Source organism: Chitinophaga sp. 22308 (genome assembly GCF_052045305.1).
Taxonomy (GTDB): Bacteria; Bacteroidota; Bacteroidia; order Chitinophagales; family Chitinophagaceae; genus Chitinophaga; species Chitinophaga varians_A.
The window spans coordinates 598,249-619,944 of sequence record NZ_JBQEOP010000001.1 but is presented as its reverse complement, the minus strand read 5'-3'; the positions used below and the strand labels follow the sequence as shown (position 1 = coordinate 619,944).

At 49.8% G+C, this 21,696-nt stretch carries 14 protein-coding genes and 1 riboswitch; of the genes, 5 read left to right on the top strand and 9 right to left on the bottom strand.

What is annotated here, in order from left to right; translation table 11 throughout:
• Nucleotides 1–12: 12 nt before the first annotated feature.
• The 5 genes from ACTJJS_RS02480 to ACTJJS_RS02460 form a co-directional block, all read right to left on the bottom strand.
• The gene (locus ACTJJS_RS02480; protein WP_440662270.1) at nt 13–1,521 is read right to left on the bottom strand and encodes a hypothetical protein; all 1,509 of its coding nucleotides are present in this window, start codon (nt 1,519–1,521) and stop codon (nt 13–15) included.
• 19 nt (nt 1,522–1,540) lie between these two features.
• Complete coding sequence (locus tag ACTJJS_RS02475) at nt 1,541–5,164, bottom strand: hypothetical protein (protein ID WP_440662269.1); 3,624 nt, start codon at nt 5,162–5,164, stop codon at nt 1,541–1,543.
• On the bottom strand, nt 5,161–8,736 hold the full coding sequence (locus ACTJJS_RS02470) for a hypothetical protein (RefSeq protein ID WP_440662268.1): 3,576 nt from the start codon (nt 8,734–8,736) through the stop codon (nt 5,161–5,163). Before ACTJJS_RS02470 ends, ACTJJS_RS02475 begins: the two co-directional genes overlap by 4 nt.
• A gap of 12 nt (nt 8,737–8,748) precedes the next feature.
• The gene (locus ACTJJS_RS02465; protein WP_440662267.1) at nt 8,749–10,401 is read right to left on the bottom strand and encodes a Hint domain-containing protein; all 1,653 of its coding nucleotides are present in this window, start codon (nt 10,399–10,401) and stop codon (nt 8,749–8,751) included.
• 123 nt (nt 10,402–10,524) lie between these two features.
• Nucleotides 10,525–11,931, bottom strand: coding sequence for a PLP-dependent aminotransferase family protein (locus tag ACTJJS_RS02460; RefSeq protein WP_440662266.1), 1,407 nt, complete (start codon nt 11,929–11,931; stop codon nt 10,525–10,527).
• Between the two features lie 79 nt (nt 11,932–12,010).
• On the opposite strand from ACTJJS_RS02460, the gene dxs reads away from it, so the two are divergent.
• Nucleotides 12,011–13,924, top strand: coding sequence for a 1-deoxy-D-xylulose-5-phosphate synthase (dxs, locus tag ACTJJS_RS02455; RefSeq protein ID WP_440662265.1), 1,914 nt, complete (start codon nt 12,011–12,013; stop codon nt 13,922–13,924).
• A gap of 57 nt (nt 13,925–13,981) precedes the next feature.
• On the opposite strand, the gene ACTJJS_RS02450 is transcribed toward dxs, so the two are convergent.
• On the bottom strand, nt 13,982–14,557 hold the full coding sequence (locus ACTJJS_RS02450; RefSeq protein WP_440662264.1) for a hypothetical protein: 576 nt from the start codon (nt 14,555–14,557) through the stop codon (nt 13,982–13,984).
• A gap of 111 nt (nt 14,558–14,668) precedes the next feature.
• Here ACTJJS_RS02450 and ACTJJS_RS02445 point away from each other — a divergent pair, with 111 nt between their 5' ends.
• Nucleotides 14,669–15,115, top strand: a complete 447-nt coding sequence (locus ACTJJS_RS02445; protein WP_168869453.1) for an SRPBCC family protein — start codon at nt 14,669–14,671, stop codon at nt 15,113–15,115.
• 10 nt (nt 15,116–15,125) lie between these two features.
• Here ACTJJS_RS02445 and ACTJJS_RS02440 read toward each other — a convergent pair whose 3' ends face one another.
• The gene (locus tag ACTJJS_RS02440; protein WP_440662263.1) at nt 15,126–16,142 is read right to left on the bottom strand and encodes a DUF7638 domain-containing protein; all 1,017 of its coding nucleotides are present in this window, start codon (nt 16,140–16,142) and stop codon (nt 15,126–15,128) included.
• Between the two features lie 100 nt (nt 16,143–16,242).
• A riboswitch (cobalamin riboswitch) is annotated at nt 16,243–16,449 on the top strand.
• A 195-nt stretch (nt 16,450–16,644) separates the two neighbouring features.
• On the opposite strand from ACTJJS_RS02440, the gene ACTJJS_RS02435 reads away from it, so the two are divergent.
• Nucleotides 16,645–17,919 carry a DUF5074 domain-containing protein gene (locus ACTJJS_RS02435; RefSeq protein ID WP_211092530.1) on the top strand — a complete coding sequence of 425 codons (1,275 nt, stop codon included), beginning with the start codon at nt 16,645–16,647 and terminating at the stop codon, nt 17,917–17,919.
• A 119-nt stretch (nt 17,920–18,038) separates the two neighbouring features.
• Nucleotides 18,039–19,586, top strand: coding sequence for a S41 family peptidase (locus ACTJJS_RS02430; protein WP_440662262.1), 1,548 nt, complete (start codon nt 18,039–18,041; stop codon nt 19,584–19,586).
• Here ACTJJS_RS02430 and ACTJJS_RS02425 read toward each other — a convergent pair.
• Together ACTJJS_RS02425 and ACTJJS_RS02420 are read right to left on the bottom strand one after the other, a co-directional pair.
• On the bottom strand, nt 19,560–20,369 hold the full coding sequence (locus tag ACTJJS_RS02425) for an alpha/beta fold hydrolase (protein ID WP_440662261.1): 810 nt from the start codon (nt 20,367–20,369) through the stop codon (nt 19,560–19,562). The two genes, ACTJJS_RS02430 and ACTJJS_RS02425, sit on opposite strands and share 27 nt — an antisense overlap.
• An 89-nt stretch (nt 20,370–20,458) precedes the next feature.
• Nucleotides 20,459–20,782, bottom strand: a complete 324-nt coding sequence (locus ACTJJS_RS02420) for an Imm51 family immunity protein (RefSeq protein WP_168869458.1) — start codon at nt 20,780–20,782, stop codon at nt 20,459–20,461.
• Nucleotides 20,783–21,055: 273 nt separating this feature from the next.
• Here ACTJJS_RS02420 and ACTJJS_RS02415 point away from each other — a divergent pair, with 273 nt between their 5' ends.
• The gene (locus tag ACTJJS_RS02415) at nt 21,056–21,604 is read left to right on the top strand and encodes a GNAT family N-acetyltransferase (protein ID WP_440662260.1); all 549 of its coding nucleotides are present in this window, start codon (nt 21,056–21,058) and stop codon (nt 21,602–21,604) included.
• Nucleotides 21,605–21,696: the final 92 nt, after the last annotated feature.

Below are 21,696 nucleotides of genomic sequence, written 5' to 3'. Positions count from 1 at the left end.
GTCTATTACTGTTTAATAGAATTGTTGCAGGCGTTGAAATTGTTTTGGGGAGGATGCCGGCTGCCTGACGGGGATGTTTTTTGACCTGACGGTTACCGGTGATGGCCTGCTGTCTTTCCCTGCTATTTCATTTCCATCTTTATCAAATTCCCACACAGCTCTTCTTCCCAGAGGACCGCCGGGTTGAATAGCCAATCCCACGGCGCCGCTTGTAAATATTGTAAGCGGCAGGCTGAGATCAGCATAACCACCTACAAGACATTCGCCGTCCGAAAGCCCGTCCCATTGCCAGCAGGCATGTGGGTTAATAACTTCCGGGGCCTTGGTGGTTTTATTAGTTTTCACGCCATCCGAGGCCTCACATTTATCATTACCCAGGTTATAAGAATAGACCAGCCATGGATTAGTATATCTGGTGGTGAAGGTACAGGTGGTAGAATCAAAAGACCATACCGAATCTCGTGTCACGAAGTCTCCGCTTGTCTTGCCCGTTTTTTTCTTTTTTGTAGGAGGTGGAGTATTGTTCTTTATCTCGATATCTATATCTACATAGGCGTTCAGCCGGTGCGTATTTTGTTGTTTGAGCCTCGCGTCGCGAAGAAATGGCTTTGTCAGCGTAGGCAGAAAGGCGTTCATCAGCATCAAAGACGGATGCCTGTGCTTTTCAAAAGCGCTGGCCGTGAGTATTCTCGAGTTCATGAGCTTGGCAAATGTGTTCACCACCTTCACTGCGGCGTCGCTGGGATCTTTCGTGCGGGGCACCGCATAAGCTGTTGCCCTGCTGCCATGGTGTGGCAACGTGGTCATTTCATTTTTTTTAAAGACCGTTGTCCCTTTAAAAAGCTGATTGGTCACCGACATGGTCACATTGGTGGCATCTCCGCAAATAACGTACGATACGCCGGCATAATATAAGCCGCAGATGATCGACACCCGGTTTTTTTCCTCAGCCTTTGATCCCCATAGATCTTCATCATTTGAATCCCAATCGGGATCATTTGATAGTACATTGGCAACAACGGAATATATCTTAACAGCTTTGTCACTGCTTTCCCATAGCGGCCGACCTGCAAATTTGCCGTTCTTTTTGTCATAATTGGTTTTATAGCTGCCCGGGCTGATAATATCCTTTCTTGTGCAATAACCGTTCGTCTGAAGGTCATCGAGGATATTAACATGGGATTTCTCATATTGATCGTAGTCACCGCCATACACTACTTTTTTCACAACAGGCTTTTTGGTGGCGGGGATCAAATCGAGTACATCCTGGGTCAGGCTGATGTGGTCTTTATCGCTGTGCGAAAAAATAATGCAATCAAACGCAGGCTTGGCCATCGATGCCACCCTGGTGGCAATATATTCCAGGTTAGTAGGCGTGTCATCGCTTTTTTTGTCGCTCCCACAGTCCATCATGACGGTCTGAATCAATTTAGGGGTCTTACTATCGTCATACACTTCCAGGAAAGTGCATTGTCCCTGGCCAACGTCCACTACGGTGAGTACTATAAATCCAGTTGCCATAAATTGTATGGTTTTGAGGTTATGCTACCGGCGGTGTGCGCCTGCCGGTTTCAAGACGGCGCTGCACCGGATCAATCATCGTATTAGGCTTTTTATTGGTGCCGCTGTCATACGCTGCATACCAGCCCAATGATCCTTTGGGATTTCCAGGCTGGCCGAACAGTATGATATTATTGTTTCCTGGCGGAAAACTCCATAACAATACAGACACGGAGAAATTGCGCAGGCGTAATAAGTATCCCAGCTTTTTATCGTTGGTCTGGTACGTTTCAAACTGAAAATTCCTGAAGCCGATTTTCAGCACGCCCTGTATTGGAAAACTACCGGCAATAGCGTTAATCCCCGGAAGCTTCAGTCCCATATAGACTGCGAGTCCGTCTGTACCCCCACCCAACGACCACGCAGCCAGGATGGATATTTTGAAGCTCACACTTCCGGTCAATGCGCCAAACGTCCCCAGGTCCAGCGTAAACACAAGGCCGTACCAGGATGGCTTCATCGGTGTTTGGTCGATAGGGGCCGAAACAGAAGTATAGCCCATGTCTTCCGGCGTTTGCCCGCTGGGTGGCTCCCCTTCTTCAGACAAATCCGGACTGGCTATCAGGGAGGTGACCGTCAACGGAAAATTATTCAACAAAGAAGAAGGCCTGGCCAGGCTGGCCGTCATATCAAAAGCGGTATTAGCCTCACGCACTGTAAATGTCTGGTCTTCGGGCGCTGTCATAAGAAACTGCATGTCTATGCTTAATCCGCTGTAGCGCAAATAATAATCTGCATTGGTATCTTCCCCGGGCCCAAAAGAGAAAAGATCAAACCCTTCTATCAGCACAAACTTCAGGTTACCCGAAAGAATGAATGTTGTCAGCACTTCTGTGAGATTGGCCTTATTGCCGCCATTGACCAGCTGCACAGACAACACTTCAATGGAGGCAAGCGCCGAGCCCCCGCCTGACAGAAAAATATTCTGTCCTATCAGGGCAAATGAATAGCTGGGCGCGCCGCCCACACGCTGGTAGGAACCGTCCATGATGAGGTTATTACCGCGTGCTGCTACTTGTTTGCTGAGCGGTGTTCCCAGCATTTGGTTCAGCATCAGTTCCACCTGTGCGGAGAAATCAGCCAGTGCGGCGTTGGCAAAACGCACCAGCAGTACCATCGTCTTAAAGCCAAACGGAATGCTTTCATCGGCATAGAGATCAAGCGGGTCGTTATAGTTGATCAACCCAAATGCGGCGGTCTGCTCCAGTTTGGGCATGCCATTTTCCACCGTGAAAGGTGTTTGTGAAAAGCCGATGTGATGCGCGTAAAATTGTTTAAGGTCGATGCCCGCAGTAAGAAACTTCAGTTCATCGGGCATTTCAGCGATATCCGCCGGCGCATTCAGGAACAGGAAGCCGTTCCAGTTCGGATCATTCACCACCTTTTTGTAAAATATTTTCAAGGCTTCGGAAGCGCCAGGTTCTGCAGCAGCGTTGAACATGTTCACCAGCACGGTCTGCGTGGCAGCCAGCGAACTGTCTTTACGTACGGCTACTTCCGGCCAGAGCCAGCTGCTGGTGTCATTGGCAAGTTCCAGCAACGTGCGGTTGCAGAACTTACCAATCATGATAGTGGGACTGGCGGCATCCGTACGCCATGACCTGGGCGAGAGCTGGAATACCCATCCGTCCATTTCCACTTTCAGGATGCCCGCTATCTTTAGAAAACTGGGGAGATATTGTACTGTGGCCGCAGTGCCGATGCATGCCACGAAATCTTTTTCTGTTTCAAAGGGCTGCGTTTTACCTGTCAGTGTTTGATATACCGCATCGATGATCGTTTGCGGGACACCCATCGCCAGCAGATAAGGCTTCTCTCCATCTGTTAACATGTAACGTACGGAAGTGCCCATCATCAGTTCATCCACATTTGCCGCTACAAAAAACAGCTGGTTGCTTTGCAGCACCTGCCTGAACTTTCCCTGCACGGCGCTCAGGTCTACCCTTGGATATTCGGTGCCGGGCATGTTGCCCAGTATCAGTCCGTCGTAATCGTTGTAATCCGGTGTCAGCTCAGCCACCATTCCCTGCGGTGTAACGCCCAGCGGGTCACCTGCCGCGCGGACGCGGCGTGAAGGCATCTCATTAATAGGCGTCATGCCATACTCCTTTCCGAGGCAATAGCTTCTGTATGGTGCGATACTGGCATTTTCCATTCCGGACGCAACGGCTACGTCCGTGCCGGTGAGCCCTGCATAAACACCGGAAGGAAATACCGGCGGCCGTTGGGCTTCATTATAATGAAGTGTGTACGCTGGTATGGGATTATAGTCGAGCACATTGTCTTCACGCTGTTGACGGTTGGAGAATACCGGCGCCTGTTGCGGTTGCGCAAAATACACCGGCTGCGCTCCCTGGTTGTTCACCGACAGTACCGTTAAATGTGACGTGGTGGCCGCAGCTGTCAGCGCTTCCGACACATCGGGCGCCACGTTTTTATCTTTTCCCGGTGGCGGAATATAGGCGGGCTTGCCGCCTTCAAATGCTATCATGTAAGTGCTGCTGCCCAGGTTGGCATACTCCAGCCCCGAGAGGCCCAACAGCAGTTGGTCGGTGACAACAGTAGCGGAAGCGGTGGCCGGCGCACTGGCCGGCGGTTTCACCGTAACCTGGAATGCGCCATCAGGACTGAAGTGGTACCGTAATCCAGCATCGGGCGAGCCGGTTTGCACCGGGCATGCGCCGATGACAAACCTGGCGTCCGGAATGGCCCCACTGCCGGTCAATGGTGTCAGCTGTATAGTGTAACCCCTTGTGGTGCGCAGGTAACTGTCCAGTATAAGTGAAGGATTGCCACTTGGCGGAAACAGGCTTAGCGCCGTGCGGGAGGGCTCCTGCAGGTAAAGCGGATCAAATAGCAGTCCCAGGTTCAACGTATCTTTCTGCCTGTCGAATACAGGCATGAACACCATTTGTGTATAGTTATCTTCCGGGAGATCTGTTTCTGCTGCCGGAGCTGCTCCGTACAGCAGCCCGATGTTTAACGCGTTCCATACACCGGCAAAATCAGGATTGGAAGGGCGCGGGATATTCATTTCGCTGTTAAAAGCTCCTAATGCCGGCCCGGTGAAGCTCATGGCCGCCGGCCCGAATGCATAGCCACCTTCCGGCCCGTCCAGGCTGCCACCGGCGGTGAATTGTATGCCCCCGCCATGGGTATCGTCAATATATGTCAACGCGCTCAGTCCTGCAATGGTCAACTGGTACGCGCCAAACAGGAATGACACTGCACGTGTAAGCGTCCACGTTATATCCGTTCCACTGCCTGCATATTCCGCAAGGCCCGAAGTGGTTTGCCATCTCAGAGAAGGCTGGTCAGCATTCATGATCCATACAAAACGTACCACATTGGGCGGCCCCAAGCTGGGACGCAGCGCCTCCAGTTCCTGTACGAACAACGCGAAATCAGCTGGCTTTTTATCAAGGAATAAATAGAAGCCGCCGCTGATGTCCTGCCATACCGCGGTGGTGCCGGCGTTTGCGCCAAGATTGCTGGAGGCCGTCGCGAAATATCCGGCCCAGTAACCGGGTGCATTGCCGACAGGCAACGTAGACAGCTCATATAACAATAACGAGCCTACCTGGTTAAATACGGGAGCGCTCATACACCGGTTTTATCAGTGAATACCTGGTCGCCAGGCAGCAATGGTGCTGACATGGCATTCAGTCCATTGCCCATGGCATACGTAGAAAGCCCGTTCCAGTCTACCCGCAACTCCAGCAGTGGCGTCAGTGAAGCGGAAGCTGTCGGGCCGGTAATGGCCGCTGTAACGGACCTGTATATACGAAGGTTTTTAGACAGTCCGGAAGTAGCTGCCGGCAGCATGTTCAACTGCTCCAGCAGGTTGCCCACTGTGGCGCCCACCGGCACCAGCCTCTCCATCCCGTTCACCATCACTTTTATCATGACCTGCACGATTGTCCTGCCTCGGAAGTAAGCCGTGGGCGTAACGGACGGGTTGACGTTTGTATTCTGCAGGTCAGCATATTTCGCTGCCGCCACCAGTGTAAAATTAGACTGGGTGGAATTGGTCCCCTGTCCCCAGGCGGGGTTGATGGCTGACGGAAAATACAGGCGGTAAAAGGGTTGTATGAATTGTGAATAATAGAGATCAACCGCGCCTGCAAGCCCGGCCTGTGTATAACCGGTGCTCAGGGCCGGAACGCTTACATTCAGCGCGCCTAAAGAAGAGAGCGTGCTCAGGAAAGCGTCAAAGCCGGTACGCCAGTTGCCGCCTGCGTTATAGCTGCCGATCTCAAAATCGAGCGGGGCGCCCGGACCATATCCATTGATCCATGTGGGCACGCTGCCCGGAATGTTGACATAATCACTTGCCGTCACCCGCAGTACCATTCCCGGCCGCAGGTCGATATAACCGGCGCCTGTATTGGTAGTGGTTGAAAATCCGAAGTTGTAATACAGCTGCTCGGCAAATGTCTGCGGCAGGGCGCAGGCGATGGCTGATTGCACCAAAGCAATACCATAGGCCGTGGCGCCGGGCACACCGCCAACAGGCGGTTTCTCAATGTCTTTCAGGAAAGTAACATAAGCCTGTCCCAGCTGCGGTCTTATGGCAATGGTATTGAACGTCCATACGCTGGCGTCTCCGGCTATCGTTAGCTTGTACGGCAGCGCTGCCACTCCTGAAGGCTCAATTTTAAACGGTCCTGATGAGATGGCCGTAGTACCCAGTGCGCCGGCAGTACTGCCCAGTTCAGGCAGGTACAGCGTAATCACCTGCGCCGGCGGATTGGCCGTAGCAGATCCCAACGCATTCATGGCCTGCGCAATGTAAGCATAAGGGTAGGCCGTAGCAGAGGGTTGCTGGCTCACGTATACGCCTGCACTGAATAAGGTACCTCTTGCTCCTCTCAGCGCTGTACCGTCTATTGTTACCGGTTGTACGTAGGCAGTGTACACCCTGCCGGGTTCCGGCGTAATGGTAAAAGATGCCGAAGTCTGACTGACTGCACCGGTATAAGCCTTGCTGTTTAGTTCATCGTACACAAAAACATTATAGCTCAAAGCGTCTGGCACACCGGTCCACTCCAGGCTCACATCACTTCCGTTATACCTCACCCATGATATATCGGCTACGCTGGTGGGTATGTACGTCAACACCGATGGCGGCCCGGTAAGGGCGACGCCGTTTGCCGTACCATTGGCCTGTATTGTATACCCCATCTGTGCGCCGGTGGCAAGTGCCTGTGGCAACGGGTAGGAAGTAGTGCCAATGTCTTTATGCGAGGTGCCGTCTGTGAAAATGATGGTATAGGTACTGGCAGTATCAACGGCCGCCCAGTTGAGGGTGGATATATTGGTAACGGGATCGGCGCTCACCTGTTTGATGGCCGGGGCTTTTAGAATCGGCGTGGCGCTTGTTCCGCCGGCCATGCCCGTATCCGGTTGCAACACTACAGGCCCTAATGCCACACTGACCATGACACTCATGCTTCCGGTGTCAGGAACAGCGATGTCTGCAAGCGCTATCGCCGCGCTGATGGCGGTTGTTTCGCTGCTACGGCCAATAACGGTGCCACCGGCAATAGCGGTCAAACGATATATGACCGGCATTGTATTGCCAGCCGGAATTTGCGGCGCCTTCCAGGTGGCGGCCACCTGGTTTTGCGTGGTGGCAAGCGATGCCAGCACAGGCGCGGCAAACAGCGCGTACAGCGTTTGGGTGGGCGAAGCGCCGCCGGTAGCGCCGGTGGCGGACAATTGAATGGTTTGTGTTTTGCCGGTATCGATAGCTGTCTTGTCCAGAGAAAGGGTGGTGGCTACGGCATTGAGTGTTTGGGTAGCAACCGTTACATTGTCCTGCAAGAGACTGACCGTGTAGGCTGCAACATTTTCTGCCGCATCCGGCAGGCGGTCCCATGTAAGATCGATACGCCACTTTGTTGCGCTGGCGGGATCGGTGCGGATATTTGCGAGTTTCAGCGAAGGCGTTGTTGCCAGCAACACTGCCGGCTTGCTTCGCGGGCCTGTGATGGTACCGTCGGCAGAAGCGATGTTGCCTCTCACACTCAGTCCGACCATGCCCTCCACATTATATTTAGCCGTCGCATAGTCGAAGGTCAGCACATTGCCGTTGGCTGTTACAGGTCCTGCCAGCACATTGTCTCCATCCATTAAATATCCCTGTACTGCCAGTCCTGTCGGAATGGTGACGCTGGCAGTCACCTTGCCGGAAGACTTGTTGGCCACCACGTTCGTGATCTCCGGTGAGGTGGTGATCAGGCTGAACGTTAAAGGTTTGCTGCCGATATTATTTGAAACCGTGCTGACGGCGATGGTGATACCGTTCTGTCCGTAGGCCTCCAATGGAACGATGGCCGACAAGGGGCCGCCGGTATAGTGTGCGATGACTTTTCCGTTGGCCAGCACCTGTATGCGGCTGGAGTCAGGATCAACGCAGCCGGTGACGGTATCGAGCGCCCATGAAAGCGTCAGTGTACTGCCGTTGTAAGCCGCGGCACTGATGGTTTTAGCAGCCTGAGGTATGCCACAGGCCGCAGTAATGGGCGTAGCGGGGCCGAGGCTGAACGGGCCGGAAAAAGACCCGGCGCCGCCGGTATTAGCGGTAGGAATGGCTGCCTGTGCGCTTAAGAAGAATACGGCAGGGAAGCCGGTGCTGTTAACAGGTACCGTTACTGTATTACCCTCCGTTTGCATACTGCCCACGTTGACATATGTACCAAACGAAAGAGAATATACATTCACCTGTGCACCTACGCCCATCCCGCTGGAGCCATATCCCAGCACGGCTGTTACGTTAGATCCGTCGAAACTGGCGCTTAAGATGGATACCTCCGCTGCTGTAATGGGCGCTGAGGTAATGGCCGCGTTCCAGTCGATGCTGGGTTCCGGCGTGCCATTTCTTACCCATATCACGTCCAGCATATACGAATCAGTGGCGGACAGCGGGAACTTAGGCTGAATAAAGGCTGTCTTCACACTGGTGCCGGCACCGGAGGTGGGCGATACAGCGATTACTTCCTGCGGGTTGGCCGCCATGCGTAACCGTATCACCAGTACCGGGTCGCGGACGTTTGCCGGCGTGGGTGATTGACTGGGGTCTGTTTGCAGGGTGATACCTGCCGTGCCAACGCCCGGTGGCAATTGCGAATAGGGGCTGGCATAATAAAGGTTTTGAATAACGCTTGTAGCCATGCGGAATAAATATTAAGAACGCATATCGTTCAATGCAGAAGTGTAATCCTGGTGAAGCTCCTGTTTCATACGGGGCAGCATATAGTCGGGGTCTTTGTACCTGGCAGCTGTTTGAGTACGCATGGCGTTCTGGTCGGCATGCAATACGCCGCCGGCATAATAGCCTGCCATGTTTTTGGGGAAGTCAGGAGCAGCCTGCTCATCGGGATGCCCCAATGCGAGCGCATAGAACGTATCGTCATATGATATGGCATCCTTACTTTTTACTGTTGATGCGCCTTCCTCAGTGAGTATGCCGTCGCCTGCCGCGAGGTCATGCACGCTGCTGCATTTGTTGGCAGCGGTAAACACCATGTGATCGCCTGTGGCCACAAAACTTTTTCCATTGGCTGTTGTCACTTTGTACACGCCATCTTCGCCGGGCGTACCATTGGAGGTATGTGTGCCTTTTACGGTGGCGTATACGCCAAGGCTTTTACCGTCGGCGGTTTTTACCCGGTAGTCCTGTGTTATTTCCTCTATCGGTTTTTGTGAGCCATCTTCCAGTGTCACCAATGTGCCTTTGGCCAGGCAATGCCACCAGTAATAGAGGTTGGGTATCTTGGTACAATTGAGCGAGGGTTCATCGGGGAAATTAATGCTACATACATAAAAAGGCGGTGCGACTGCCCCTCCCTGCAGCGGAATACCGTTAAAGGCAAAGTAAAAATAGCTCACCACTTCACTGCCAAAAGAAGTGGAATCATAGACGATGGACCTTGTATTGGAATGGCTCAAACTATCATATGGAAAATTAAACTGTAAAATATTGGGAGAGATTCCAACAAAGAAAGCGGCTACAAATCTTGAATCTGGCGTGAACTGGGTTGAGCGGTTTAATGTGATGTTAGTGCCGCCGGTTTTTTGAATCACAATATTTGTAGTAAGGTCTGCGACGGTGAGACGCTTTATATCAATGGAGCCACTGAGCGGCACAGTGCCGGTAAACGGCGAAATGACCCAGGGATTGTTAAGGTTCTGCGGTTCGGTATAAATATAATCGCTGGTGGGATATCCTCCTGTCCTGCCTACGCCAAGATGGATAAGGCCGTCTGTCGAATTTTTGATGACAGGATCGGTTACTTTTACGGTGATGCCATTGCCTACGCTAACCGTGTTCGCATAACTAAAGAACCTGGTAGATCCATCATCGCTTATTGTATGGCCGAGGTACAAAACAGAGAGCTTTTTTCCCGCAGGCAATGCCGAAGCAGCACGCGTAGAACATACTACAACACCGCTTCTTACGGAGGTATTCTCTCCCTGTGCCAGTAACTCGCCGCTGTCGGCATCGAATATCACGAGGTGACCGCCGCTTATCATATTGTTGCCGCCGGAGCAAGCCATCACTGACGCTGTTGCTTTTCCTGCTGCCGTTTTTCCGGAATCCACCAGATGAACTGTGTCAATGCCTTCTGGGCTGTGGTTGCTGCCGCCATACAAGGCTTTGTACAGGTGTGGATAAGCATCGCTGAAACGGCCGGCTGCCTGCAGCATCACTTCAGCATGTTTGCGTTGGTCTGCATCGGAAAGATTAAGTGGAGTGGTTTTGCCTGCAGGCAATGACTGGTGGAATGACAGTAGTGCATTGGCACGCTGTACCGCAAGGTCTGGTTGAGGGCTCATATAAAGGGGTTTAATGGTTTCGGGGATACTGAGTAGTTAAGTTAAGACATTCTTTTTGATTCGCAATGCTAATCGTTTTTGATTTTGTACAATCAACATGCAGGAGAGCGGACACCGCAGAGGTCACTGTGCCCGCTGGCCGGCCAGCCGAAGCGCTTCCGTCCTTTTGGAAGAAAACCTGTCCGCAAAAACCAACCTGAAATATTTATCATAAGCGCCGGAAAACGAGAAGGTGTAACCCGGTGTAAACCGCACGCCTATCTTTCCACATTGGTCATAGAAGTAGACCATATCTGTATCATCCGGCATCTTCACCCAGATGTTATATCCACCCGAAGGCGTTAAGATGGAAGTCTTTTCCGGAAAATAAGCGGACAATAAATTGATGGCCTGATGCGCATTCTTCGCCAGCTGCATTCTGAAGGAGCGAACATGCCGGTCGTAACTGTTGCCGGCCAGCAAACGGCTGACCGTCTCCTGGTACAGGGGGGAAACGGTGCTCCCCAATGCAAACCTGATCTGCTCCGCACGTTGCATAAATTTGCCCGCTGACAGCCAACCCACGCGTATTCCCGGCGCCAGTGTTTTCGCATAGGATGCGTAAGACAACACCAGTCCGCTGTCATCAAATCTTTTGATCGCAGAAGGCCGTTGCCCGTGAAAGTTCAGGTCTCCGTACACATCGTTCTCGATCAACGCAACATGGTGCTGATAGGCTACAGACAACAGCGCCAGCTTCTGTTCATCGGTCATTAATATCCCGGTAGGGTTATGAAAATTAGGTGTTACAATAGCAGCTTTAATAGCATTGGTGCGACAGGCTTTCTTCAAAAAATCGATATCAAATCCGGCGTATGGATCAACGGGCACTTCTATCACCCTGAGCTGTAATACCCTGATCACTTCCAGGACAGAAAACACACAAGGACTTTCCACAGCAACCACATCGCCCGGGCTACAGACAGCAGACAAAGCGATGTACAGCGCCTGTAGGGCTCCGTCCGTAATCAACAGTTCATCCGGATTTAAAATGGTTTGATGGACAGCTGCTTTTTTAATGATGTTTTCCTTTAATGCCGGCGATCCGTTTGACGGGTAATAGCGTAACAACGAAGCGCCTTGTTCCCTGATCACCTGCTGCATGGTACGGAGCAATAATTTCTGTGGTATCAACAGATCACCGGGAGCCGCCACATTAAATTCTGATAACTGTCGTCCTTCCTTCAGAGAAGTAGTAAGGCCAAGATGATGCTTAAAGATGGCGTCCCTCACCACTGGCCTGTGTCTGGCCTTCACCTGCTGGTCCGACAAGTTTGCTTTGTTGCTGACATAGTAACCTGATTTAGGCACACTCTCCACCAGTCCACGGGCCACCAGGTATTCATAGCCGTGCTGTATCGTGCTGATACTTGTCTGGTACTGCTCTTTCAGATCGCGGACAGAAGGTAGTTTATGCCCGGGCTTGAAAATGCCTTCGCGTATGTTTTTTTCGATGGCGTTGGTAAAGGCTTCGAATTTATACACCTTCATATCTGTACTGGTAATTTATACATAATCTGTATCTGTACCGTAAAAGTAAGCGATTTAAATTTGGCGGAAAGAACGTTGAATGCCCGAACACTATAATATTGACACCCCTGATGATTTACGGCGCCTGCCCGTTACCTCCCTGCAACACCTTTGTGGGGAGATAAGGTCTTTCCTGATAGATCATGTTGCCTCGAACGGAGGTCATTTCAGTTCCAGTCTCGGTGTAGTGGAGCTGACCGTAGCGCTGCATTATGTATTCAACACTCCGGAAGACAAACTGGTCTGGGATGTTGGTCATCAGGCATATCCTCATAAACTGTTAACCGGAAGGAAAAACCGATTCCATTCCAACAGGCTGCTGGAGGGCATCAGCGGTTTCCCCAGCAGGGACGAGAGCATATACGACGCCTTCGGCACCGGTCATTCTTCCACTTCCATTTCAGCTATACTGGGCATGGCCTGTGCCGCCAAATACCGGGGCGACCATACCCGTCAGCACATCGCCGTGATCGGTGACGGCGCCATGACGGCAGGCATGGCCTTTGAAGCCCTGAACAACGCAGGTTATGAACAGCCTAATATGCTGGTGATACTGAACGATAATAATATGTCGATAGACGCCAATACCGGCGCGCTACAAAACTATCTCACCGAGCTGACCACAGGCAAACATTACAATGCGTTAAAGTCGCACATCAGAAAGTTGTTGACACATCCCGGGCAGCCAGCCAACTGGCCTGTGGAAGTGGCCAGGAAACTTCAGAAAGCCATAAAAGGAGGGCTCCTACGCTACAGTAATCTCTTCGAAGCGCTGAACATCCGGTATTTTGGCCCGGTTGACGGACATGACCTGCCGAAGCTGGTCCATGTACTGGAGAAACTGAAGCATATCCCCGGGCCCAAGTTGCTGCATTGCGTCACCACCAAAGGCCAGGGCTTTGCACCGGCCATGACCGACCATGCCAAATGGCATGCGCCCAAAAAATTCGACAGGGCCACCGGCGCCACATTAGATGCAGACACCACCACCACTTTTCAGCAGGTATTCGGCGATACGTTAATAACACTGGCCAACAGCAACCCGAAAATTATAGCGATAACACCCGCGATGTTATCCGGAAGCGCACTTACCAATATGAAAAAACAAATGCCGGAACGCGTATTTGACGTGGGCATCACCGAACAGCATGCCGTAACTTTTGCTGCCGGTCTGGCAGCCGATGGCTTGCTCCCCTATTGCACCATCTACTCCACTTTCTTACAACGCGCTTATGACCAGCTGATCCACGACGTGGCGCTGCAGAAGCTGAATGTCGTCTTCTGTATTGACCGGGCCGGTGTGACAGGTCAGGATGGGCCAACGCACCACGGCGCATTTGACATCGCTTTTTTAAGATGCGTGCCCGGTATCATCGGTGCCTCCCCGATGGACGCGGAAGACTTCAGGGACCTGCTCTTCACCGCCCAGTCCGGTGAAAGCCACGGGCCGTTTGCGGTCCGTTACCCTAAAGGGACTACGGCGCCATTGCCTCCAACTGCCGGTTTCAGAAAGCTGACCATAGGAAAAGGGCGTAAAATCCGTTCCGGCAGGGATATCGCCATTCTTTCCCTTGGCCCCGTGGGACAATACGTGACAGCAGCCTGCAAGGAACTGGAAGCATATCATTTAGACGTGGCACATTATGACCTTCGCTTCTTTAAGCCACTGGACGAGGCATTACTACATGAAGTGTTCAGCCGGTTTTCAACGGTGATCACCGTAGAAGATGGTTGTATACAGGGAGGTGCAGGAAGTGCAGTGATGGAGTTTATGGTGGAGCAGGGTTATCACGTTACATTAAAGCGATTGGGACTGCCGGACACATTTGCCACACAAGGCACGCAGCAGCAGCTGCATGAATTGTACGGGTATGATAAAAAGGGGATTGTTCAGGCGGTGAGGGAGATGGCGGGAAGCGTAAAGAAGCCGGAAGCTGATTTTCAAATTCATTAAAAAAATCAAAAGCCAGCGTAAACGCTGGCTTTTTGTTATAAGACATACATAATACGTTCAGTTGTTCTCAAAATACTTTCCCCAAATCGGATCATCCCAAAACCGCATATCATCAAGGTTATATTTGTATTTATATTCACCATTTACCTCTTTAAGTGTAGCGAACTCAGTAAAATACGTGTCCTTAATAAGTTCTGAAGCCGCTTCCCCATCATAGAAATTTATTATACTGAACGGGTCCATCCACTTTAATTTGAATCCATCTTCTTGCCGTATCCCCAGATAACAAAAGGCATCATAGTACCAATCATAATTCTTATCAGGCTTAAGCTGTCTGTTGACTGGATTCTTCGTAAGAACAAACAATATCACCTTTTGATAGTCTTTACTATACAGTATAGTATCAATTTGTAGTTCTGTCGAATCATAATATTCGGCACTGTGAAAGGACTGTTCATGTTTGGTTACCAATTCCCTCATCTGATGCGTTAACACGCCTTTATGCTTTGCGTAACCATCTGCGTCGAGCTTTATGGTATTTTGATACGCTTTAGGGGTGCGTAATTTCCTTTCTGTGCAAGAAAGTACTATTAAGCTAAATACAAAAAAGACAATTGCTTTATGTTTCATCATATATTTAATATTTCCCATCTCCTTCCAACGTCCAAATCACCGCTAAAAATTGTCCATATCACCCTCCGCGAAGTTTCACCCAAAAAACTACTTTTGAAAAAAACATTTCCTATGGCGAACATCTTACACCGTGTGGGCGTTAAAACGGCTTCGCCCGATAACGTTTACCGCACCCTTACAACAAGGGACGGCCTTGCCGGCTGGTGGACCACCGACACCAAAGGAGAAGGTGACCAGGTGGGCAATATCATCGAATTCCGGTTTGGTAATGATGGATTCGATATAAAAGTCAAAAAACTACAGGCCCCCACACAAGTGGAATGGGAAGTACTGGATGGCCCTCAGGAATGGATCGGTACCACCATCAGTTTTGAACTGAAACAGGAAGGCGATTATATCATCCTGCTGTTTAAGCATCTGAACTGGAAAGAGCCGGTAGAGTTCATGCACCATTGCAGCACGAAGTGGGCCATATTCCTGATGAGCCTGAAGTCACTGGTAGAAACAGGGAAAGGCGCCCCCTTTCCTGTTGATGTCAAAGTTGACAACTGGAACTAAAAATAAATGTTTATTCTTCGCTTTCATCTTTGGGTGCAGGAAGATTGATAACGGGCAACTTCTCTCCCCTCGCTTTCGCGACCCGGTAATGTGACCAGTTTTCAATTTCCTGCTCACCATAGATGATCATTCTCACAGCGACATCTTTGGTGTCCATATCTCCGACATACATTTTCTGATGATCGGGCACGGCTTCGTAACTGCTTTTCAGCTGCTCCTTATTTTCGAGTGTTGGATTGTCCAGGTATTGCTGGTACGCCGTCCTGCAAACTTCGATGGAAGAAGGCTCGCCCTTTAACTCTCTGATAATGTCCCGGACTTCCAGTAATTTCTCCCGGATATCGGTGGCATACAGCTCCTTTTGGACCGTAAAGCTTCCAAGGCCATGTATGTTGACTTTGGCATGTACCGGAACTTCTGACACAATTATTTCTTTGGCTATTAATTCCTCGAATTCTTCCAGGGTGATGTACACCGCTTTCTCCAGACGGGACAGATGAATGGTAAGGTCGGGGAAAATGATCACTTTAACCAGGTGGTATTCCTCGCTCACTTTATAAAACAGGTGTATGCTTTCTCCGCCTATTTTTTCAGGAAACAAATCATTGGCCGTTCTTTTTTGTTCTTTGTAAACAATTCCGTTTGCGCTCTCTCCTATCTTAATACCGTTAACAACTTTTTGCCTGTATTGGTAGATATTTTCCAGTGTTGGGTTGAGTATCCTGATCAGCTGCAACACATAGTCAATAAAACTTTCCGTATCAAACAACCAGGAACCATTGGTGATGGTCCAGCTGCCCAGTCCATGGATGGAGATAGCTTCATTGTCCGGGATATTCAACACTACCCAACCTCTTCTGACATCTTCCTTAAAATGTGCGAGATCTTCAAAGTTCCAGCAGTCTACTCTTCCATCTGCATAAACATCTATATCAACAAAAAAATAACTGCCATTGCGGATAACCGCGGGAATGGAAAAGCCTTCGATCAGTTGTTTTCTGTATACGTTTGTGGTTGGGTTAATCATCTTTCTTTTCTTTTTGAAGAAACTGATATTCAGCTGGCTAAAGTATTCTTTTTTAGTCGTTCACACAAACGGCTCCTCTTTCTTTTTCAATAATTTATTGTACTTTCGCGCCGCAATTGGTTTTTAACATAGGTTTCACGATGTTAAAATTAATAGGGAATCAGGTGTAAATCCTGAGCAGACCCGCTACTGTAAGTTCTGTAACAACACCCGGACATCTACTCGCCACTGTTTTTAGTGAATAAAAACGGGAAGGCCGTCCGAAGTGAGAACAAGCCAGGAGACCTGCCAATGCAGATAATTTTTAAAGCTTCGAGGATAGGGCTTTGAATGCAACTTGCACTGAAATTATTTCGGCGTCTTATTGTTTTCGCATGTCATCTGATAGGCTATCAAACCAGTCATTTAGTACTAGCATTTTATGAAAAAAAGCGTTTTCGCATTTGGGGCGTTCGTCGCCGTCGCATTGGTATCCTGTTCAAAAAAAGATTCTACTGAGCCTATGCCGGTTGGGACCGGAGAAGTAGCCATCATCAATGTGCTTTCTCAAAACGGTGTAGCACAGGAAGACACCCTGGTGTTTAAAGCAAAGGCGCCACAGGGCAGCACCTTCAACTGGACCGTCAACGGCAAGGGCACCACCGCTACCGACTCCATTTTTAAATTTGTATCAACGGACATGGGTGAACATATTATCGCTGTCACCGCTTCCACCAATAATAAAAAGGTTTCCTCCCAGACAAGTGTTACCGTATATGGAAAATACAAGTACGGCACCTTTATTTTAAATGAGGGCAACATGACCACGGAGAACGGATCTCTGATATTCATCAGTCCCAAAGGCGTAATAACGGACAGTGCTTACTTTAAGGCCAATGGCACCCAACTGGGAAACGTGGCACAAGACCTCTTCATCAGCAACAACAAAATATACATCATTTCCCAAAACGGTAAAAAGAACGCGGTAGGCGACGCTTTTAGCAACGACGGCCTGCTCGTTGTGGCCAATGCGGAAACGCTTAAAAAGGTAGCCGCCTACAACGATGAACTGGCCGCATTAAGCTGGCCTACGCATGTGGCGGTGTTAAACGAGGAAAATGTCATCATCCGTGATAACAATGGCTTATACAGATTTAATCCGATCACCAAAGCCCTCACCTTTATCAAAGGCTCCCGGTCTGCCGCCAAGCTGACCCTGGCCGTTTCCAACAATAAAATATTTGCCGCCGCCGGCTCTAAAGTATATGTTGTGGAACCGAATAAGGACACGCTCACCTATGCTTTGGACATGAAAGGGTCTGTAAGCGGCGTGGTAAGAGCCAGTGACGGTAATATCTGGGTATCCACCACCGGATCACCTGCTAAAATTTCCAAAATCAATTTCAGGGACTACTCCCTGATAAAAGCCAATGATATCATCACAGGCAGCGTGAGTGCCGGTTTTGGGGCTACGCCGGGCATCACGGCCAAGGGTGACACTCTTTATTTCAGCGGCGCCGGCACCAAAATATACCGCCACGTTTTCAGTATGGGCGCAACTGAATTTATGGCAGATGCAAAGACAGTCGTTCAGAATGCCAATATCGTATATAACAATATCGCTGTACATCCGGTCACAGGAGAAGTATACCTGAACACCATGAAGGCTTATGGCAGGGACTACCTGACTAATAACATCAGCGTGTTCAACTTTAACAATAAAGATATTTTAAGCGCTAACTATAAAGACCATACGAAATTTCCCGCTGGTATATTCTTCACCGAATCCTTTAATTAAATACACCGGATACTGAAAGAGGAGGTTGTCTTAATATTAAGACGACCTCTTTTTATTACACAAATACTTGATATCTTTATAGGGTATCTTACCCTCTGAATATAAGATACCCGACAATTATGAAAACAACAACGAAAGTACCGCTACAGGCGATTCTTTGTATCGTCCTGTTTTTTGTTGTATTGACAAGCTGCAACCATCAAAACGGACACGACAAAACTCCCGGCAATGACAGCACCGGGCAGCTGTTGTCCGAAAACGGCATGCAGGCGGACCTGTCGGTCTTATTCACGGCTTTCAAAGATGTCCATCCGGCTTATGCCTTGTACACCCCGGCAGACAGCATGGCCAAACTGTGTCACAGTATTGCCGGCATCCTTCGGCAGCCGGTGTCTGAAGACGAATTTATTACCAGGATCTCCCCTTTGGTCAGTGCTTTAAAATGCGGGCATACCCAGATCAAACATTCCGCTAACTACAAGCCATACGCCGGAGATAAAACATTCCATCTGCCGTTCAAAGTTTTAGTGCAAGACGACAAAGCCTGGGTTACCTATCACCAGGTAAAGGCACTCCATACCGGCGATGAGCTGTTGTCCGTGAACGATGTACCTGTGGCGGACATCATTCGCCACGGCAGTGATTTATATGCTATGGATGGCAACAACCATACTTTTAAGGAATTGTTTTTAAGCGAATACGATGGGTTTGAAGATGCCTGTAATAAATGCTACCGGTGGGCGCCTCCCTACCGTATCCGTATTCGTACAAAAGATGGTAGTGAGAAAGCCGTAACGGTAGATACGGTTTCTTCCAAAATACCACAGGCTGAACCGGTGAAAGAAATGGACAATTATAGTGGATGGACCATTTCCGGGACAACTGAACATCTGCCATTACGTTATTTACCCGGCACTTCTCTTGCCTGTTTTGAAGTCCATACTTATCAATATGAAGACACCACCATCTATCAGAAAGCTTTCCGCGAGATACATGAAAAAGGTATCAACAACCTGATAATTGATCTGAGACACAATACCGGAGGGGATATAAGGGTGGCCGCTAAATTACTGACCTATCTCGCAGATGTCCCTTTCCAAATGGTGGGAGATGTCTGGTCCAGAGTGCCTGACCCAACGAAAACAGCATTCGAACGTTACTTCAACCCTGAAATATCCAATAGTTTCACTCAAAGCTTTAAGCCGCGGGACATAAAAACAGACGGGCATTACCTTGTCGGGTTTCGGCCTGTATTTGGCGACTTGATGGGCAGCACCCGTCTTGCGCCAACTGATCATTATACGGGCAACCTGTTTGTACTGACAGACGGCGCCACGTTTTCATCCGGCGCTCATACAGCGGCGGCGATTAAACAATACTGCCGCAAAGCCGTATTCATTGGCCGCGAGACAGGAGGCGGATCAGAGGGCTGCAGCGGCGGTACCATCCAACACCTGACACTACCGAATACCGGCATACAAGTCGATTTTCCACTACTAAGACTCGTGTCTGTGCTAAAACACCCGGTGAAAGGACAGGGAATATTACCGGACAAGATAATACACCTTACACCGACGGATATTGTCACGCATAATGATCCTGACCTGAAGGCAGCTATTAGCATGATGACCAATATTACCCTACCGGCAGGTAAAAGCTTCCATTGATGCCAGAAATGTTTTGACCGTAGCTGCAAATTGCTCCGGTTGGTCCATATGCAGACTATGACCGGCGTTTTCCAACTGTGCCACCTGTAGCCCGGGGTTAACGCGTTGCAATGCTTCTGCAACAGTAGCAGATACCACTCCTCTGTCACCAAACAAAAGAAGGGCGGGGATATCGATCCTGCTTACCAGCTGCTTGTAATCAGGGTTGGGCGGCGTCAGCACGTCAAATGCCGCCATGCTGGTTTGAAAGCGGGCACGGGCAAACAGTTCCAGCGTTTCCGTTGACCGGTGAGGATGTCTTCTCCGGGCATCCGCAATTAATTCTTCCAGCGACAAGGCAAGTACCTTACGGTGTTGATCGGCCACATCACTGTCGCGCACTTCACGCTGTACCTGCGGGCTTAGAAATGTGGGATCGGCTAAAATTACGCCACGAAGCAGATTGGGTTTACGGCCAGCCACCACAGCTGCCGTCATGCCGCCCATCGAATGCCCAACCAATACAGGAGCAGGCAAGCCTAAAACATCTATCAAACCGGCAACGTCGCTGGCAAGATCATCGTAACGGTAGCCATGGTCAGGAACACCGGAAAGCCCATGCCCGCGGGCATCGGGCATAATCACATCATATTCGTGTTCCAGCGCACGGGCCAGGCCTGTCCAGCATAAGCCATTGGTCATAAGGCCGTGCAGCAGTATCACCGGAGGCTTGTTCCCCCCTGTCCTGGTGTAGTGTATCCGGATATTATTGGCATTACAGGTAGCGGTGCTCCAATTACTCATTGTCTGTTTTTTTCGGTTTCATGGCGATATATCACCTTTCCATTTTTCACCATCTCTGCGGTATCAATTAATACCTCATCGCCACAGTATCACCTCAATTTTATTTCAAAGGCATCTTTAAACCCGAGGATAAATTCCCGTAACGCCGCTTCGTTGGATGAATAAGCACAGAACATACCTGCTTCCGGATCGAAACTAATCTCACCCGCCAGTGCCGGCCGTTCTGCCAAAAAACCTATCGCCAGGGATTCCCAGTCATATCCATTGCCTTCAACGCCTTCGATGCCTTCCTCTTCCCAGGTGTCAAAAATAGCAGCCTTATATTCTCCGGCATCCAGGCACACAGAAAACGTGTCTTCATATTTCACCCAAAAAAATGGTTTGATGGCTGCTTCAAAATCTTTAATGTCCATATTGTTCTAATGCTTTAAAAAGTTCTTCTCCGTTAGCTTTTATACACTCTCTGTATTCCGCCGGCATATTGTTTTGCGCGATGTCATTACCTGCCGGTGCAATGCTAAACATTTTCATTTTTTAAAGGTAAGATATTATAACGGTCATGCCTATAGCAGATTTCCATGTATGGCGAAGGTGACTGCGATAACTCCATCCATAAAGTGATCACAGCTGTGCATCCCGTCCAAAATACCTACATTGCGGGAATAACCGCCTAAAACAATAATTGCATGCCTTCAGCATCAGATGATATTATCACCGAAAGATTAACGCTCCGGTTATTGGGAAATGAAGTCAGGAACGCCTGCCTCGCCGCCGACCTGGCCAAAGCATCCCAACTGCTGGGAGCAGCTGTGCCCGAGGCTTTCCTGGAACACCCCAGCAGTCTGCGGCACGACCAGCAGCAACTGGCAGCGGACGCCCACTACGCTCCCTGGTCTTCCAGAGCTATCATACTCACCGGGGAGATGAAGGCCATCGGCCTTATCCGCTTTCATGCCGCCCCTGACTTCAATGCACCAGAGGATTATATGAAAGGCGCCGTAGAAGTAGGCTACCAGATTTTGGCGCCTTACCGGAGAAAAGGCTACGCCCGCGAAGCCGTGACAGCCGCCTTTAACTGGGCACGCACTTATTTTCATGTTAACCGTTTTATTGCTTCCGTGTCTCCGGATAATCTGCCTTCCATGAACCTCGTGCAGTCCCTTGGTTTCACCAAAGTGGACGAAGTGATGGATGAAATTGACGGTATGGAGTATGTGTATTCCTGTAACTACTAATATCCCTCATTTTTGGCTGGGTGTAAAAAAGAGAGTACTTTACGCCGCCGAAAAAATAGCGTATACTATTTTTTCGTAGAAATATATTTTTG

Coding starts and splice junctions, on each gene's coding strand:
- ACTJJS_RS02440 (WP_440662263.1), bottom strand. CDS start 16,142: ATGATTAACCCAACCACAAACGTATACAGAAAACAACTGATCGAAGGC.
- ACTJJS_RS02425 (WP_440662261.1), bottom strand. CDS start 20,369: ATGAGTAATTGGAGCACCGCTACCTGTAATGCCAATAATATCCGGATA.
- dxs (WP_440662265.1), top strand. CDS start 12,011: ATGCCCGAACACTATAATATTGACACCCCTGATGATTTACGGCGCCTG.
- ACTJJS_RS02460 (WP_440662266.1), bottom strand. CDS start 11,931: ATGAAGGTGTATAAATTCGAAGCCTTTACCAACGCCATCGAAAAAAAC.
- ACTJJS_RS02480 (WP_440662270.1), bottom strand. CDS start 1,521: ATGGCAACTGGATTTATAGTACTCACCGTAGTGGACGTTGGCCAGGGA.
- ACTJJS_RS02435 (WP_211092530.1), top strand. CDS start 16,645: ATGCCGGTTGGGACCGGAGAAGTAGCCATCATCAATGTGCTTTCTCAA.
- ACTJJS_RS02420 (WP_168869458.1), bottom strand. CDS start 20,782: ATGGACATTAAAGATTTTGAAGCAGCCATCAAACCATTTTTTTGGGTG.
- ACTJJS_RS02450 (WP_440662264.1), bottom strand. CDS start 14,557: ATGATGAAACATAAAGCAATTGTCTTTTTTGTATTTAGCTTAATAGTA.
- ACTJJS_RS02430 (WP_440662262.1), top strand. CDS start 18,039: ATGAAAACAACAACGAAAGTACCGCTACAGGCGATTCTTTGTATCGTC.
- ACTJJS_RS02465 (WP_440662267.1), bottom strand. CDS start 10,401: ATGAGCCCTCAACCAGACCTTGCGGTACAGCGTGCCAATGCACTACTG.
- ACTJJS_RS02415 (WP_440662260.1), top strand. CDS start 21,056: ATGCCTTCAGCATCAGATGATATTATCACCGAAAGATTAACGCTCCGG.
- ACTJJS_RS02445 (WP_168869453.1), top strand. CDS start 14,669: ATGGCGAACATCTTACACCGTGTGGGCGTTAAAACGGCTTCGCCCGAT.
- ACTJJS_RS02470 (WP_440662268.1), bottom strand. CDS start 8,736: ATGGCTACAAGCGTTATTCAAAACCTTTATTATGCCAGCCCCTATTCG.
- ACTJJS_RS02475 (WP_440662269.1), bottom strand. CDS start 5,164: ATGAGCGCTCCCGTATTTAACCAGGTAGGCTCGTTATTGTTATATGAG.